The 15,792-nt window shown below is 68.0% G+C and carries 11 protein-coding genes; 6 read left to right on the top strand and 5 right to left on the bottom strand.

Going from position 1 to position 15,792, the window contains the following annotated elements; translation table 11 throughout:
* Nucleotides 1-5: 5 nt before the first annotated feature.
* Complete coding sequence (locus tag J0J10_RS04080; protein ID WP_291645390.1) at nucleotides 6-2,318, top strand: molybdopterin guanine dinucleotide-containing S/N-oxide reductase; 2,313 nt, start codon at nucleotides 6-8, stop codon at nucleotides 2,316-2,318.
* 169 nt (nucleotides 2,319-2,487) lie between these two features.
* Nucleotides 2,488-3,468 (top strand): Bug family tripartite tricarboxylate transporter substrate binding protein, encoded by a 981-nt coding sequence (locus J0J10_RS04075; protein WP_291642624.1) that lies wholly within the window; start codon nucleotides 2,488-2,490, stop codon nucleotides 3,466-3,468.
* Between the two features lie 27 nt (nucleotides 3,469-3,495).
* On the opposite strand, the gene J0J10_RS04070 is transcribed toward J0J10_RS04075, so the two are convergent.
* Both J0J10_RS04070 and arfB read right to left on the bottom strand, forming a co-directional pair.
* Nucleotides 3,496-3,957 carry a regulatory protein RecX gene (locus tag J0J10_RS04070; RefSeq protein WP_291645389.1) on the bottom strand — a complete coding sequence of 154 codons (462 nt, stop codon included), beginning with the start codon at nucleotides 3,955-3,957 and terminating at the stop codon, nucleotides 3,496-3,498.
* A gap of 88 nt (nucleotides 3,958-4,045) precedes the next feature.
* Entirely contained in the window at nucleotides 4,046-4,465 is a 420-nt protein-coding gene (arfB, locus tag J0J10_RS04065) for an alternative ribosome rescue aminoacyl-tRNA hydrolase ArfB (protein ID WP_291642628.1), read from the bottom strand.
* A gap of 37 nt (nucleotides 4,466-4,502) precedes the next feature.
* On the opposite strand from arfB, the gene mazG reads away from it, so the two are divergent.
* Nucleotides 4,503-5,342 carry a nucleoside triphosphate pyrophosphohydrolase gene (gene mazG, locus J0J10_RS04060; RefSeq protein ID WP_291645388.1) on the top strand — a complete coding sequence of 280 codons (840 nt, stop codon included), beginning with the start codon at nucleotides 4,503-4,505 and terminating at the stop codon, nucleotides 5,340-5,342.
* Nucleotides 5,343-5,423: 81 nt separating this feature from the next.
* Here the strand turns inward: mazG and J0J10_RS04055 are convergent, their stop codons facing one another.
* Nucleotides 5,424-6,245 carry an invasion associated locus B family protein gene (locus J0J10_RS04055; RefSeq protein WP_291641737.1) on the bottom strand — a complete coding sequence of 274 codons (822 nt, stop codon included), beginning with the start codon at nucleotides 6,243-6,245 and terminating at the stop codon, nucleotides 5,424-5,426.
* Between the two features lie 273 nt (nucleotides 6,246-6,518).
* On the opposite strand from J0J10_RS04055, the gene J0J10_RS04050 reads away from it, so the two are divergent.
* Both J0J10_RS04050 and J0J10_RS04045 read left to right on the top strand, forming a co-directional pair.
* Nucleotides 6,519-8,372, top strand: a complete 1,854-nt coding sequence (locus J0J10_RS04050; RefSeq protein ID WP_291645387.1) for an extracellular solute-binding protein — start codon at nucleotides 6,519-6,521, stop codon at nucleotides 8,370-8,372.
* A gap of 9 nt (nucleotides 8,373-8,381) precedes the next feature.
* A complete protein-coding gene (locus J0J10_RS04045; RefSeq protein WP_291641735.1) occupies nucleotides 8,382-9,413 on the top strand; it encodes an AMP-binding protein in 1,032 nt (343 codons plus the stop codon).
* A 102-nt stretch (nucleotides 9,414-9,515) separates the two neighbouring features.
* Here the strand turns inward: J0J10_RS04045 and mfd are convergent, their stop codons facing one another.
* On the bottom strand, nucleotides 9,516-13,064 hold the full coding sequence (gene mfd, locus J0J10_RS04040) for a transcription-repair coupling factor (RefSeq protein ID WP_291645386.1): 3,549 nt from the start codon (nucleotides 13,062-13,064) through the stop codon (nucleotides 9,516-9,518).
* A gap of 180 nt (nucleotides 13,065-13,244) precedes the next feature.
* Entirely contained in the window at nucleotides 13,245-13,541 is a 297-nt protein-coding gene (locus J0J10_RS04035) for an FAD assembly factor SdhE (RefSeq protein WP_291641733.1), read from the bottom strand.
* A gap of 143 nt (nucleotides 13,542-13,684) precedes the next feature.
* On the opposite strand from J0J10_RS04035, the gene recG reads away from it, so the two are divergent.
* Nucleotides 13,685-15,787, top strand: a complete 2,103-nt coding sequence (recG, locus tag J0J10_RS04030; RefSeq protein ID WP_291645385.1) for an ATP-dependent DNA helicase RecG — start codon at nucleotides 13,685-13,687, stop codon at nucleotides 15,785-15,787.
* Nucleotides 15,788-15,792 lie beyond the last annotated feature (5 nt).

Below are 15,792 nucleotides of genomic sequence, written 5' to 3'. Positions count from 1 at the left end.
ATGCCATGCTGATCACGCCCGAGCAGCCGACCGTCACCACCCATTGGGGCGTCTATCGGGCGCGGATGCAGGACGGGGCGGCCGTCGCGCTCGAACCCTATGAGCACGATCCCGACCCCTCCCCGCTCGGCGCCTCGATGATCGGCGCGCTGGACGATGGCTGCCGGATCAGGCGGCCCTCGGTGCGCGCTTCCTTCCTCGAAAAGGGCGCTACCGCCGGCGGCGCCGGACGCGGGGCTGAGCCCTTCGTCGAGATCGACTGGCCGCAGGCACTCGATCTCGTGGCGCGCGAGATCGAGCGGGTGCGCGAAAGCCATGGCAATGGCGCGATCTTCGGCGGCTCCTATGGCTGGTCGAGCGCCGGCCGCTTCCATCACGCCCAGAGCCAGGTGCATCGCTTCCTGAACGCGGTCGGCGGCTATGTCCGCTCAATCTCGAACTACAGCTTCGCCGCGGCCGACGCGATCCTGCCGCATGTGCTCGGCGACAAGCGCGGCCTCGACGCCGGGCACACGAGCTGGGGCCAGCTCGCCGGCCATGCCGAACTGATCGTGATGTTCGGCGGCGCCCCGCACAAGAACGCGCAGGTCGGCTCAGGCGGCATCAGCCGCCATCTATTGCGCGAGGGCCTGACCGCTTGTCGCGACCAGGGGGCCTCCTTCGTCTGCATCAGCCCGATCCGCGACGACGCGATGGCCGAGCTCGATGCCAGATGGATCGCGCCACGGCCCAACACCGATGTCGCGCTGATGCTCGCGCTCGCCCACACACTGATCGAAGAAGGCCTGCACGATCAGAAATTCCTGGCGCGCTGCACGACCGGCTTCGAACGATTTGCCGGCTATGTTATCGGTGCCGACGATGGCGTGCCCAAGACCCCCGAATGGGCGCAGGCGATTTCCGGCGTTCCGGCCGAAACGATGCGGGCGCTGGTGCGCGAGATGGCCCGGCGCCGCACCATGATCATGATGTCCTGGTCTCTGCAGCGGGCCGAGCATGGCGAGCAGCCCTATTGGATGGCGATCGCGCTCGCCGCAATGATCGGCCAGATCGGCTTGCCCGGCGGCGGCTTCGGCTTCGGCTACGCCTCAGCGAACGGCGTGGGCAATGCGGTCTATCCGTTTTCCTGGCCGACCCTGCCGCAAGGCAGCAACGCCATCGCCGACTCGATTCCGGTTGCGCGGATCGCCGATGCGCTGCTGCATCCGGGGGCGCCCTATGACTTCAACGGCGAGAAGCGGCGCTATCCCGATATCCGGCTGATCTACTGGGCCGGCGGCAATCCGTTCCATCATCACCAGGACATCAACCGGCTGATCGCGGCCTGGCGCCGGCCGGAGACGGTGATCGTCCACGAATCCTGGTGGAATGCGACGGCCCGCCATGCCGACATCGTGCTGCCGGCCAGCACCGCCATGGAGCGCAACGACATTGCGAGCTCGGCCCGCGACCGAATGATCGCCGCCTGCCACCCGATCAGCGCGCCGATCGGCGAAGCGCGCAGCGATTACGAGATCTTCGCCGATCTCGCCGGCCTCCTCGGCGCGCGCGAGACCTTCACCGAAGGCCGCGACGAGGAGGGCTGGATCAGGCACTTCTATACCGTGGCGCGCCAGCGCGTCGCCGAATACGGCATGGAACTGCCGGATTTCGAGAGCTTCTGGCAGGCCGGCATCGTCACCCTCCCCGAGCCGCAGGATCAAAAGCCGCTGCTGGCCGAATTCGTCGCCGATCCGCAAGCCCGGCCGCTGAAGACACCTTCCGGCCGTATCGAGCTGTTCTCGGAGAGGATCGCAGGCTTCGGCTATGACGATTGTCCGGGCCATCCGAGCTGGCTCGTGCCGCGCGAATGGCTCGGCGCAGCGCTCGCCGAGCGCTTCCCGCTGCATCTCATCTCGAACCAGCCGGCGAGTAAGCTGCACAGCCAGTACGACAATGGCGCACTGTCTCGTTCGACCAAGATCGCCGGCCGCGAGCCGCTGCGCATCCATCCCGAGGATGCGCGCTTGCGTGGTCTGTCGGACGGCGACATCGTGCGTGTCTTCAACGACCGCGGGGCCTGTCTCGCCGGCATCGTCGTCTGCGATGCGGTGATGCAAGGCGTCGTGCAGATGGCGACGGGCGCCTGGTACGACCCACTCGAACCAGGCCTCGTCGGCTCGCTCGACAAGCACGGCAATCCGAACGTGCTGACCCAGGATCGCGGCTCGTCCAGGCTCGGACAGGCGACGATCGCCCATTCCTGCCTGGTCGAGATCGAGCGCCATAAGGGCGAGCTTCCGCCGATCACCTGCTACGAGCCGCCCACCCTGATCTGAAGCCCCGATTTGGGACGAACTGGCGGTCGCGGAACCGCGGCGGCGCTCTCTTGCCATTCGTCAGCAGTGATGTCCTAATCCTCGCGAACGCTCGGCTGCCATTGCCGGGCTTGCAGGCGGGCACGAGGCCGGAAAGAGCCTCTCCCGCGTTCCATTGGGGAGGATCAGAATGCTCAAATCCGGTTGGCTCGGCGCGATCGCGCTCGCCGCCCTCGTCCAGCTCGTGCCCTCGGCGCCGGTACAGGCTCAGGCCTGGCCGCAGAAGCCGGTCAGCTTCATCGTACCTTTCCCGGCCGGCGGCGGCACGGACGCCTTCGCCCGGCCGCTGGCCGCGCAGCTCGAGCAGCAGCTCGGACAGCGCATCCTGATCGACAATCGCGGCGGTGCCGGCGGCACGGTCGGCGCCTCGGCCGCATCCAAGGCGGCGGGCGACGGCTACACCTTCTTCATCGGCGCGGCCCACCACGCCATCGCGCCGGCGCTCTATCCCAAGCTCGACTACAACATCCAGACCGACTTCATCCCGATCGGTATCATCGCGCAGCCGCCCCAGGTCGTGGTCGTCCACCCCGGCAAGGTCGAGGCCAAGACGCTGGCGGAGCTGATCGAGTTCGGCCGGAAGAACCCGGACAAGCTCAATTACGGCTCGGCCGGCAACGGCACGACGCATCACCTCGCCGGTGAACTGTTCAAGCTGATGTCGAAGGCCAATTTCACCCATGTGCCTTATCGCGGTGCCGGCCCGCTGATGCAGGACTTGGTCGCCGGCCAGGTCGATCTTGCCTTCGACGGGCTCGGCTCCTCGGCAGCACAGATCGCCGGCGGCAAGCTCCGGGCGCTGGCCGTCGCTGCGCCCAAGCGCACCGCCGCCTTCCCCGACGTGCCGACCGCGGCTGAGGCCGGCCTGCCCGGCTACGAGGTTTCGACCTGGTATGCGATGTGGGCGCCGAAGAACACGCCGCCGGAGGTCGTCGAGAAAATGACGGCGGAGGTGAAGAAGGCGCTCGCGGCGCCGATGGTCAGCGAAGCCTGGAAGAAGAACGGCTCGGAAACCCCGAATCTCTACGGCCCGGCTTTTGGCGCCTTCGTCAACGCCGAGGTCGCGCGCTGGGGCAAGGTCGTCGCCGACGCCAACGTCAAGCCGGACTGAGCGCTTCAAGACAAGGCCGATACGGGCCTAGATGTCGCCCGCGCTGTCGATCACGGCGCGGGCGATTTTCATGCTGAAGCCGGCGCGCGCCAGTGCGGCAAGCTGCTTCTGGCGATCCGGTTCCGAGCCGGGGCGGCTCCAGGGGCCGAGCCGCTTGCGCCTTGCGGCGATGCGCGCCGCCGCAAGCTCGTCCTCCTCGCTGTCGGGCAGGGCCGCCGCGACGATCTCGCGCGCGATACCCTTGGCCGCGAGCCCGGCCGTGACGGCCCGGGCCGAGCGCCCCTTGCGCCGAAGGGTCTGCGCCCTCGCCTCGGCAAAACGCTGGTCGTCGACCAGGCCACTCCTGACGCAGGCCGCAACCGCCTCCGCGACCATCTCGGAAAATTCACGCGGTTCGCCGCCATGATGGCGGCAGCTGCGCTCGACCTTGCGTTCGAGAACGCGCTGCAACTGGCTCGACGAGGCGGCATAGCGATGGAGGTAGTGCATCGCCGCTCTTTGCAGATAGGTCGGAGTGATCGGCCGCGGCGCCCGGCCCTGCCCCGCGTTTCCTGCCCGTCTCGCGCCGGCCTCAAGCTCAGTCATCGCCGGGCTTGCCCGAGCGCAGGCTCTTGTCGCGGCTGCGCTTCGCCTTGGATGCGAGCCTGCGCTGCTGCGAGCCATAGGTCGCCCTGGTCGGCCGGCGGGTCTTCTGACGCTCGGCCGCCTCGCGCAGGATCGCGAGCAGGCGTTCGAGCGCGTCCTGCCGATTGCGCTGCTGGTCGCGAAAGCGCTGCGCCACGACGATGATGGTGCCGTCCTGGGTCATGCGCTTCCCGGCGACGCGCGGCAGCTTCTCGCGCAGATGGTCCGGAAGATCGGCCGCCGCGCTGTTGAAGCGCAGCTGGACCGCCGAGGAGACCTTGTTGACGTTCTGCCCGCCCGGCCCCGAGGCGCGCACGAAGCTCTCCTCGATCAGGCTCTCGTCGATCGCAATGGACGGTGTCACTTGAATCATGGGAGGACGGTAGCGCAGCCCAAGGAGAATTGCAGCGTTGAAGCCCGATCGCGATATCGCCCGCCTGATCGAGATCATGGCCGCCCTGCGCACGCCGGGAACCGGCTGCCCCTGGGATCTCGAACAGGACTTCGCCTCGATCGCTCCGTATACGATCGAGGAGGCCCATGAAGTCGCCGACGCCATTGCCCGTGGCGATCTCGTCGATCTCAAGGACGAGCTCGGCGACCTTCTGCTCCAGGTGGCCTTCCATGCCCGCATGGCGGAGGAAGCCGGCGCCTTCGCCTTTCCCGATGTCGTCGAGGCGATCACCGGCAAGCTGATCCGGCGTCACCCGCATGTCTTCGGCGATGCGCGCGACCTCTCTCCGGCGGAGGTCAAGCAGCTCTGGGGCCAGATCAAGGCGCAGGAGCGGGCCGACAAGGCGGCGGCGCGGCAAGCGGCCGGGCTGCCCGCACCGGCGGAGGAGCAAAGCGTCCTGGCCGGGATTCCGACCACCCTGCCGGCCCTCACCCGCGCCTGGAAGCTGCAGGCGAGAGCCTCGACGGTCGGCTTCGACTGGAAGGATGCCCGGCTCGTGCTCGACAAGATCCGGGAGGAGACCGACGAGATCGCCGAAGCTCTGGAAGGCGACGACAAGGCCGCCATCGCCGAGGAGATCGGCGACCTGCTCTTCGTCGTCGCCAATCTCGCCCGCCATGTCGATATCGATCCGGAGGCCTGCCTCGCCGCGGCCAGCACCAAGTTCGAACGGCGCTTCGCCGGAATCGAAGCGCGCCTGGCCGAGGATGGGCGCAAGCCCGCCGAGGCCTCGCTCGACGAGCTGGAGGCGCTCTGGCAGCAGGTCAAGCAGGCCGAGCGCGCCGGCCCGGACTGAGCCCGCGCCGTCCGACCATCCCCGGAACGAAAAACGCCGGACCTTTCGGTCCGGCGTCGGAATTGGGCGCGTGACGCGCGATCAGGGCTTCGGGGCCGGCGTCGCGCCGGGCGCGGGCATGGTCCCGGCGCCCGGCGCCGCCGGCGCACCGGGGGTGCCCGGAGCCGCGCTGGCGCCGCTGCCTCCGAGGCGCTTGCGCAGCTCGTCCTGGCGCTTGGCCAGCTCGTCCTGCAGCTGCTTCTGCTGCTCCTCGAGCACCTTGGGATCGATCGGCGCGCCGTCGAAGCCCTTGGCGAAATCCGTCAGCGGGATCGAGAACGAAACCTCGCGAGCGCCCTGGTTCTGGACGCTGATGTTGAGATTCGAGCCCTTCTTCATCTGGTTGAGGAAATCGTCCTTGACCTGCGCCTCGGCGAAGCAGCCATTCGGGAAGCAGATCGCGAAGCGGCCGGGGCTCGGCTGGGCGGTGTCGACGCCGAAGCGGATGCCGGGCTGGATCAGCAGGCCGAGCGGCATCAGGAAGCGCACGATCTTGTTCGGGTCGCCCTTGACGTCATACACGGCGACGGCGAGCACCGGCTGGCCCTGATCCGAGACGAAATCACGGGTGGTGTAGCAGATTTCCTTGTTGGCGGCCGGGTCCTTGCCGCAGACCTTGGTCCAGGTCGTCTGCGAGGGCTCGGGCTTGACCTGCACGACGGTCGGGCCGTTCTGGGCGGCCTGGCCCTGGGCCGGCTGCTGTTGCTGCTGAGCCGCCGGTGGCTTGGCGGCAGGACGCTGCGCCTGGGCAAGGGCGGAGAAGGGGGCGAGAGCGACGGCCGCGCCCAGCACGAGCGCGAGGCCGCGGATCGTGCTCTTCGCGGTGGCGCCCTGGTGCAGGGGCAGGCAAGACGAAGCGGACATCTGAAGTTCCTCGAACGTGCAAACTGGGGAAGCGCCACCAACTGGCCGCGCGCAACACCGAAAGCTCAACCGGCATGGTGCCGGAGCCGGGAGCGGCATGAGCACATCAAGCGCGATTAAGGCGTTAGAATGACGCCTCAGCTTGCGTCTAGCGAGTTCTGCCACCGGTTTCCAGCCCGAACAGCCGCCGCAGCGTAAGTTTCTCCCGATGATTTGCGTCTCATCTTCGGCTTGGCCCCCATGCTATGGTCCGGCAGGGAATCAGGGCCGCTCATGTTCCGGAATATCGTCGCATCCGCGCTCCAGCGCAGCGTTTTCGGACTCGTCCTCGCGGGCGTGGCCTCGATCGCGCTGTTCTCGATGGCGCCGCGCGCCGCCGCGGCGGGAAGCGACCATGCCATCGCCATGCATGGCGAGCCCGCTTTGCCCAAGGGCTTTGCGCATCTGCCCTATGCCGACCCTGCGGCCCCCAAGGGCGGCCGAATCATCTTCGGCCAGCAGGGCACCTTCGACAGCCTGAATCCGCTGGTGGTGCTCGGCGTCGCGCCGGATGCCGTGCCGCGCTATGTCCAGCAGAGCCTGCTCTTCCGCTCGGCCGATGAGCCCTTCACCGCCTATGGCCTGCTCGCCAGCCGGGTCGAGCTCAATCCAGAGCGCACGCGCCTGCTATTCGAGATCGATCCCCGAGCACGTTTCTCGGACGGGCAGCCGGTGACGGCAGCGGATGTCCTGTTCACCTATGAGATGCTGAAGACCAAGGGCAAGCCGTTTCACCGCTCCAGCCTCGCCAAAGTGACCAAGGCCGAAGCGCCTTCGCCAGGCACGGTCGTCTTCGAGCTAGGCGACGGCTCCAACCGGGAATTGCCGCTCATCATCGGCACTATGCCGATCTTCGCCAAACATGCGACCGATCCGGAGAAATTCGGCGAAACCAGCTTCAAGCCGGCGCTCGGCTCCGGTCCCTACCGGGTCGAGGAGGTCAAACCCGGCGAGATTCTGGTGCTGAAGCGCCGCACGGATTTCTGGGCCGAAGAGCATCCCCTCACCCGAGGGCTCTTCAACGCCGACGAGATCCGCTACGATTTCTATCGTGATTCAAACGCCTTGTTCGAGGCCTTTAAGGCAGGACTTTATGACGTTCGCCTGGAAGGCGACCCGACGCGCTGGATGACCGGCTATGATGTGCCGGCGGTGCGCGACGGCCGGATCGTTCGCGATACGCTGCGCTTCGAAACGCCGAAGGGCATGACCGGGCTGGTCTTCAACACCCGCCGGCCGGCCTTCGCCGATATCCGGGTCCGCGAGGCACTGGCGATCCTGTTCGATTTCGAATGGGCCAATCGCAACCTGTTCTACGGGGTCTATCGGCGGGCCGGCAGCTTCTTCGCCGATTCCGAGCTCTCGGCGCTCGGCGTCCCTGCAGACGAGCGGGAGAAGGCGCTGCTCGCCGCCTTCCCGGGCGCCGTGCGCCAGGACATCCTGGCCGGAACCTGGGTCCCCTCCGCGACCGATGGCTCGGGCCGGGATCGCGATCAGGCACGGCGCGCGCTCGACCTGCTCGAGGCCGCCGGCTACGAATTGCGCGACGGCGAATTGCGCAAACGCGGCGACAACACCCCCTTCGGCTTCGAGATCACGGTGACCAACCGGCCGCAGGAGCGCCTCGCACTGAACTATGCCTCATCGCTCTCCCGGCTCGGCATCGCCGTATCCGTCCGCCTGATCGACGACGTTCAATACTGGCGCCGCCTCTCCGCCTTCGATTTCGACATGATCCAGTGGACCTGGCCGGCTTCCGCCTCGCCCGGTAATGAGCAGGTCGGGCGCTGGCATTCGGCCAATGCCGGACGCAAAGGCGCGCTGAACTATGCCGGCGTGCGCTCGCCAGCCGTAGACGCGACTCTGCAGCGGCTTCTTGCCGCGACCTCGCGCGAGGACTTCGTCGCCTCGGTGCGCACACTCGACCGGCTGCTGCTGTCGGGGTTCTATGCGGTACCGCTGTACTACCTCCCGGAAACCTGGCTGGCGCGCTCGCGCAATATCCTGCTGCCGCAGAGGCGGCCGCGCTATTTCTTCTCCAACGAGTCGCTCGCCCGGGTCCCCGCGGCGCCGGCGCCGGCGAATTGAGGCCGGCGCATGCGGCCTGAACAGGATGAGATTTCCATCGCTGCTTTGGTCGAGGGCCTCGATTTCGACGAGCTGCTTAAGGCCCTCGCCGCCAAGCGAGGCTATGAGCCGGCCTTTCGCGACCCGCCGGGCCGGCGTGACTGGAGCGGCGTCGCTCCTGGTGCCTTCGGCTTTGCCGAGCTCGATGCCCGGGTCGAGCGGCTGGCAGGGCTTCTGACCCTGGCACGGCCGCAGCCGGCGGCGCGTGTCGCGATTCTCGCGCCGCTCGGACCGGAGGCGCTGATCTCGATCCTCGCCTGCCTGCGCGCCGGTTTGTCGCCGATGCCGCTACCGCCCCATGCCGACGAGGCCGCGCTTCTCGGCATGATCGAGCGATCCGGCGCGGTGATGGCGCTCGGCGTCGGCCGGATCGGCACCTTGCGGCCGCTGCTCCTGCTGCGCGACGTGGCCGCAAGGGCCTTCGGGATGCGTTTCATCGGCGGCTTCGGCACCGATGTGCCCGACGGCGTCGCGGCGCTCGACCAGCTCCTCGGCCATGGCGCGGCCCAGCCGGCCGTCGCCGCCACGGCACGCGCGGCGATCAGCGTCGTCGACGACGGCGACTTCAGTGGCCCCTTCGCGGTTCAGGAGAAGGACGTCCTCGCCAAGGCGCTGGAAATCTCGCGCGTACTGAAGCCCCTCGCCTCGTCGCGCATCATCACCACCCTGGTCGGCGCCGACCTTGCGGCGCTGGCGACCGGTCCGGGCATAGCGCTCCTAACCGGCGTCGAATTGCTGCCGCTCGGCCTGTTCATGCTCGAGGACCTGCATGCCTGCCTCGAGGGGGGCCGGATGGTCCATCTCGTCGTTCCGGCGGCGATGGAGCCGGCCTTGGCCCGCTCGCGCCTGGGTGGGCACAAGGCGCTCTCTAGCCTCGTCTTCGTGCGTCGCGGCAACGAGCCCCCGGCCGCGCTCGCAATCGAGCGGCCGGACATTGCGATCGTCGATGTCATCGCGCAGGCGCCCGGAACGGTCCGGGTCTTGCGCCGCAAGACAGCCTGACCAGCCGGCCGGGGAACAGACGGGCTGGTCGCCGGTCGCGAGCATCGGCCTCTTATCGCGGCTTCTTCACACGAACCGGTGCCTACTGCTCGAAAACGCTCTCTATGCCGCCTTCTTGCGTTCGGCGATGCGCGCGAGATCGGCGAGCAGCCGGCGCGTGCCCTTCAGGCGCTGCTCCGCCGTCGCGAAATCGTCGATGAAGACGACGCGCATGTCCGGGCGCACCTTGGCGAGCGAACCCTGCTTCGCGACATAGGAGACGAGCCCTTCCGGATTGGCGAACTCATTGTCGCGGAAAGCGATGATGATGCCCTTCGGCCCGGCCTCGACCTTCTCGACATTGGCACGCTTGCACAGCGACTTGATCGCCACGATCTCGAGCAGTTGCTGCACCTCTTCCGGCAGCGGGCCGAAGCGGTCGACCAGCTCGGCACCGAAGGACTGCAATTCGGCGTCGTCGTCCATTGTCGAGAGGCGCTTGTAGAGCGTCAGCCGCAGCGTCAGATCGCTGATATAGTGCTCGGGGATCATCACCGGTGCGCCGATCTGGATCGATGGCGACCAGTGCGCATCGCTTTCGATCTCGACGCCGGCCTTGAGCGCCGCAACCGCCTCTTCCAGCATCTGCTGGTAGAGCTCGTAGCCGACCTCCTTGATATGGCCGGACTGCTCGTCGCCGAGCAGGTTGCCGGCACCCCGGATGTCGAGGTCGTGGCTGGCGAGCTGGAAGCCGGCGCCCAGCGTGTCGAGCGACTGCAGCACCTTCAGGCGCTTGTCGGCCTGATCGGTGAGCTTGCGGTTGGCCGGCACGGTGAACAGCGCATAGGCCCGAATCTTCGAGCGGCCGACGCGGCCACGCAGCTGGTAGAGCTGGGCAAGGCCGAACATGTCGGCGCGGTGCACGATCAGGGTGTTGGCGGTCGGGATGTCGAGCCCGGATTCCACGATCGTGGTCGAGAGCAGGATGTCGTACTGGCCCTCGTAGAAGGCGGTCATCACGTCTTCCAGCGTGCCCGCCGCCATCTGGCCATGGGCGATGCCGACCTTGCACTCCGGCACCTGCTTGTCGAGGAAGTCCTTGACCTCGGCGATGTCCTCGATCCGGGGCACGACATAGAATGAGCGCCCGCCGCGATAGCGTTCGCGCAGCAGCGCCTCGCGCACGATCAGCGGGTCGAAGGGCGTGACGAAGGTGCGCACGGCCAGCCGGTCGACCGGCGGCGTCGCGATGATCGAGAGCTCGCGCACACCGGTCATGGCGAGCTGGAGCGTGCGCGGGATCGGCGTCGCCGACAAGGTCAGCATGTGCACCTCGGCCCGCAGCTCTTTCAGCTTCTCCTTGTGGGCGACGCCGAAATGCTGCTCCTCGTCGACGATGACAAGGCCGAGATCCTTGAAGTCGACGCCCTTGCCGAGCAGTGCATGGGTACCGACCGTGATGTCCATGGTGCCGTCGGTGATACCCTGCTTCACCGCCTTGAGTTCGGCCGCCGGCACGAAGCGCGAGGCCTGGCCGACCTTGACCGGGAGCCCGGCGAAGCGCTCGGCGAAGTTGCGATAATGCTGGCGCGCCAGCAGCGTCGTCGGCACCACCACCGCGACCTGCTTGCCGGCGAGCGCGGCCGTGAAGGCGGCGCGCAGCGCGACCTCGGTCTTGCCGAAGCCGACATCGCCGCAGACCAGCCGGTCCATCGGCCGGCCGGCGGCGAGATCGTCGAGCACGGCGTCGATGGTATTCTGCTGGTCCTCGGTCTCCTCATAGGGGAAACGGGCGCAGAACTCGTCATAGAGCCCGTCCTGCGGCACGAGACGCGGCGCCTCCTTGAGGGCGCGGGCCGCGGCGATCTGGATCAGCTTGCCCGCCATCTCGCGGATGCGCTGCTTCAGCTTGGCCTTGCGCGCCTGCCAACCGCCACCGCCGAGCCGGTCGAGCACGACCTCGGTGTCCTCCGAGCCGTAGCGCGAAAGCAGCTCGATATTCTCCGCCGGCAGAAACAGCTTGGCTTCGCCGGCATAGTGGATTTCGAGGCAGTCATGCGGCGCCCCGGCCGCCGTGATCGTCTGCAAGCCGACGAAACGGCCGATGCCGTGGTCGACATGGACGACGATGTCGCCGGGCGTCAGCGAGGAGAGCTCGTTGATGAAGTCCTGCGGACGGCGCGTCTTGCGGCGCGGGCGCACCAGCCGGTCGCCGAGAATGTCCTGCTCGCCGATGACCGCGAGCCGTCCGGCCTCGAAGCCGGTCTCGAAGCCCCAGACCGCCAGCGCCGTGGTGCCGGGCTTGAGGTCGAAGGCGGCGCGCAGCGAGCCGGTCATCTGCACGGACTTCAGGCCGTGATCGGCGAGGACATGGGCGAGGCGCTCGCGCGAGCCTTCCGACCAGCCGGCGAGGATGACGCGCCGCCCATCGGCTTCCAGCGCCTTCACATGCGCGACGGCCGCGTCGAAGACGCTGCCGGAATTGTCGGCGCGCTCGGCGGCGAAGCTGCGGCCCTGCTTGCCGCCGAGATCGACGACGAGCTTGCCCTCGCTCTCGGGCAGCTGGAATGGCGTCAGCGAGGCGACACCGGCCTCGCCGACGATGCCGCGCCAATCGGCCGGCGAGAGATAGAGCGCCTCCGGCAGCAGCGGCTTGTAGGGGATCGAGCCCGGCGAAGGCTGGTCGAGCGCGCTCTTGCGGGCGTCGTAATAGTCCTTGATCAGGCTGATGCGCTCGCCGACCGCATCATCGACATGATGATCGAGAACGATCGGCACGTCCGGCAGATAGGTGAAGAGCGTGTCGAGCTTCTCGGCCAGCAGCGGCAGCCAGTGCTCGAGGCCGGCCGGGCGCCTGCCCTCGCTCACCGCCTCGTACAGCGTGTCGTCGCGCCCCGGCGTGCCGAAGGTCGCGATATAGGACTGGCGGAAGCGACGGATCGAGTCGCTCGTCATCTGCGCCTCGGACATCGGCACGAGGTCCAGGCCCCGCAACTGCCCAGTGGTGCGCTGCGTCTCCGGATCGAAGGTGCGGATCGATTCCAGCGTGTCGCCGAAGAAATCGAGCCGGATCGGCGCCGGCATGCCCGGCGGGTAGAGATCGACGATGCCGCCGCGCACGGCGAACTCGCCGGTCTCGCGCACGGTCGAGGTCCGAAGATATCCGTTGACGTCGAGCCAGCGTGCCAGCTCCTCGGTGTCGACCATGTTGCCCGGCGCCGCCGAGAAGCTCTCGGAAGCAACCTTTGAGAAGGCCGGCACGCGCTGGAGCGCGGCGTTGACGGTGGTCAACAAGAGGCGCGGCCGCTCGCCCGACTTGGTCTTGGCGAGCCGCGACAGCGTCGTCATCCGGTGCGCGACGATGGAGGGCGCCGGCGAGACCCGGTCATAGGGCTGGCAGTCCCAGGCCGGGAAGCTCATCACCTCGAGATCGGGCGCGACGAATTGCAGCGCATTCTCGATCACCTGCAGGCGCTGGCCGTCGCGGGTGACGAAGACGAGCATCGCCGTCCCTTCCGCCTTCTTGGCGCGGGCGCGCGTCAGGTCGGCGAGCACGACGGAATCGAAACCGTCCGGCACGCCGGAGAGCATCGGCTTGTCGCCGCGGCGCAGCGCATCGAGGATGCGCTCGAGCTGCGGCTTGGCGATCTGGGCGGGAGGCGGAATGCTCATCGGGACGCTTCAATTCTGACTATGGCTTGTCATTCCGGGGGGCGCCGCAGGCGCGAACCCGGAACCCACGACTGAGTGGAACATCTGGTGCGTGGTTCCTGGCCGCTCACCCAGTCGTGGGTTCCGGGTTCTTCGCTGCGCGAAGCCCCGGAATGACAATGAAGGGAGCAGGCCAAGCCCTCACACATGAATCGGCTTGGTGTGGTTGTGGAACGCCTTCAGCCGGCGGAACAGCGCGCTGTCGTAGTTCTCCGGCACCTCCGCCTCGCCGGTGATCCAGCTCAGCAGGTCGCGGTCTAGCACCTCGATCAGCCGCTCGAACTCGTCGAGCTCTGCCTCGCTCAGCCCGCCGATCTCCGCATCGGCGAAGCGGCCCATGATCAAATCGGTCTCGCGCATGCCGCGATGCCAGGCGCGGAACAGGATCTTGCGCCGGCGCGGGTCGAGATCGGCGCTGCTGCGGGTCGAGCCACTCATCGTTGTCCTCACGCTGGCGAATGCGGAACGGACCGGCCCGTCGCCGAGCCAGCCTTCGCGGGCTATATAGCGAGGGAATCCGACGAAGTCAGCGGTGCCCGCGCCGCGATCCTCGCACTCCTGACATGCTGTGAGCGGCTCCTTTGCGTCCCTCGATCCTCGATCCGCTGTTTGCCCCCGCCACCGCGCTTTCCGGCGTCGGCCCGAAGCTCGGCAAGCTGCTCGACAAGTTCCTCGGCGACGAGAGCCATGATGCCCGCGTCATCGATCTGCTTTTCCATCTGCCGAGCGGCGCCGTCGACCGCCGCCCCAGCGAGAGCATCGCCGAGGCGCCGATCGGCGAGATCGCGACCTTTGCGGCGCGGGTGAGCGAGCACCGCCCGCCGCCACCGAGCAAGGCGAAGGCGCCCTATCGCATCCTCGTCGAGGACGAGAGCGGCGACGTGACCTTGGTCTTCTTCCATGCCGATGTCCGCCATCTGCTCCAGACCCTGCCCGTCGGCGCCTACAGGCTGATCTCGGGCAAGCTCGAACTCTGGGACGGTATGCGCCAGATGGTGCATCCCGACCGGGTGCTAGATCCCAAGCTCGCCGCAACCCTGCCCTCGATCGAGCCGGTCTACCGCCTGACCGAGGGCGTCGGCGGGCGGATCATGGCGAGGATCGTCGCCGGCGCGGCCGAGCGCTGTCCGGAGCTGCCGGAATGGCAGGATGAGGGCTTCCTGGCCAAGGCCGGCTTTCCCGCCTTCCGGCCGGCCATGCAGGCGCTGCATCATCCGCCGGATCTGCGAGCCGTCGAGGGCGATACGATCGCGCGCCGGCGCGTCGGCTATGACGAATTGCTGGCGAGCCAGATCGCGCTCGCCCTCGTCCGGCGCCAGCAGAAGAAGATGGCCGGCCGCGTCACGGCGGGCGACGGCGCCCTGCGCCGGGCGATAGAAACCGCCCTGCCCTTCAGGCTCACCGACGGCCAGCGCAAGGCCGTCGCCGATATCCATGACGACATGGAAAAGCCCGAGCGCATGCTGCGCCTGCTGCAGGGCGATGTCGGCTCCGGCAAGACCGTGGTCGCGCTGATGGCGATGGCCGCGGCAGCCGAGGCAAAACGGCAATCGGTGCTGATGGCGCCGACCGAAATCCTCGCCCGCCAGCATGCCGAGCGCCTGGCGCCGCTCGCCGAAAAGGCCGGGCTGAAGCTCGCTCTGCTGACCGGCCGCGAAAAGGGCGCGGGACGCCGCCAGGTCCTGGCCGGGCTTGCCAGCGGCGAAATCGACATCGTCGTCGGCACCCATGCGCTGTTCCAGGAGGGCGTCGACTTCCACGACCTCGCGCTTGCGGTCGTCGACGAACAGCATCGTTTCGGCGTGCACCAGCGCCTGCTGCTCGGCGCCAAGGGCGAAGCGGTCGACGTGCTGGTGATGACGGCGACGCCGATCCCGCGCACACTCGCCTTGACCTGGTTCGGCGACATGGATGTCTCGATCCTCTCGGAGAAGCCGGCGGGCCGCAAGCCGATCGCCACCAAGGCGATCTCCTCCGAGCGCTATGACGAGGTGGTCGGGGCCGTCGGCCGCGCCATCGAGGCCGGTGCGCAGGTCTATTGGATCTGCCCGCTGGTGCAGGAGTCCGACACGCTCGACGTCGCGGCGGCACAGCAGCGTTTCGAGGCGCTGCAGGACGCGTTCGGCGACAAGGTCGGCCTGCTGCACGGCCAGATGCCGGGGCGCGACAAGGATGCGGCGATGGCGGCCTTCGTCGCCGGGCAAACGCGCCTGCTGGTCTCGACCACCGTGATCGAGGTCGGCGTCGACGTGCCCAATGCCTCGGTGATGGTGATCGAGCATGCCGAGCGCTTCGGCCTCGCCCAGCTCCATCAGCTCCGCGGCCGGATCGGCCGCGGCTCGGCCGCCTCGACCTGCCTCCTGCTCTACAAAGGCCCGCTCGGGCCGGTGGCCGAGGCGAGGCTGACGATCATGCGCGAGACCGAGGACGGTTTTCGCATCGCCGAAGAGGATCTTCGCCTGCGCGGCGAAGGCGAGGTTCTCGGCACCAAGCAGTCGGGCTCGCCCGACTGGCGCATCGCCCGGCCCGAGGTCGATGGCGATCTGCTTGCGGCAGCCCGCGACGATGCCCGGCTGCTGATCGAGCGCGATCCCAATCTGGAGACGCCGCGCGGCCAGGCGATCAGGACCCTGCTCTATCTGTTCGAGCGCGACGTCGCGATCAGGTTGCTCCGCGCGGGCTGAGGACG

It is taken from the genome of Allobosea sp., assembly GCF_017308075.1.
Classification (GTDB): Bacteria; Pseudomonadota; Alphaproteobacteria; order Rhizobiales; family Beijerinckiaceae; genus Allobosea.
This window is presented reverse-complemented; position numbering and strand designations above follow the sequence as displayed.

Coding starts and splice junctions, on each gene's coding strand:
- J0J10_RS04080 (WP_291645390.1), top strand. CDS start 6: ATGCTGATCACGCCCGAGCAGCCGACCGTCACCACCCATTGGGGCGTC.
- J0J10_RS04075 (WP_291642624.1), top strand. CDS start 2,488: ATGCTCAAATCCGGTTGGCTCGGCGCGATCGCGCTCGCCGCCCTCGTC.
- J0J10_RS04070 (WP_291645389.1), bottom strand. CDS start 3,957: ATGCACTACCTCCATCGCTATGCCGCCTCGTCGAGCCAGTTGCAGCGC.
- arfB (WP_291642628.1), bottom strand. CDS start 4,465: ATGATTCAAGTGACACCGTCCATTGCGATCGACGAGAGCCTGATCGAG.
- J0J10_RS04055 (WP_291641737.1), bottom strand. CDS start 6,245: ATGTCCGCTTCGTCTTGCCTGCCCCTGCACCAGGGCGCCACCGCGAAG.
- J0J10_RS04050 (WP_291645387.1), top strand. CDS start 6,519: ATGTTCCGGAATATCGTCGCATCCGCGCTCCAGCGCAGCGTTTTCGGA.
- J0J10_RS04045 (WP_291641735.1), top strand. CDS start 8,382: ATGCGGCCTGAACAGGATGAGATTTCCATCGCTGCTTTGGTCGAGGGC.
- mfd (WP_291645386.1), bottom strand. CDS start 13,064: ATGAGCATTCCGCCTCCCGCCCAGATCGCCAAGCCGCAGCTCGAGCGC.
- J0J10_RS04035 (WP_291641733.1), bottom strand. CDS start 13,541: ATGAGTGGCTCGACCCGCAGCAGCGCCGATCTCGACCCGCGCCGGCGC.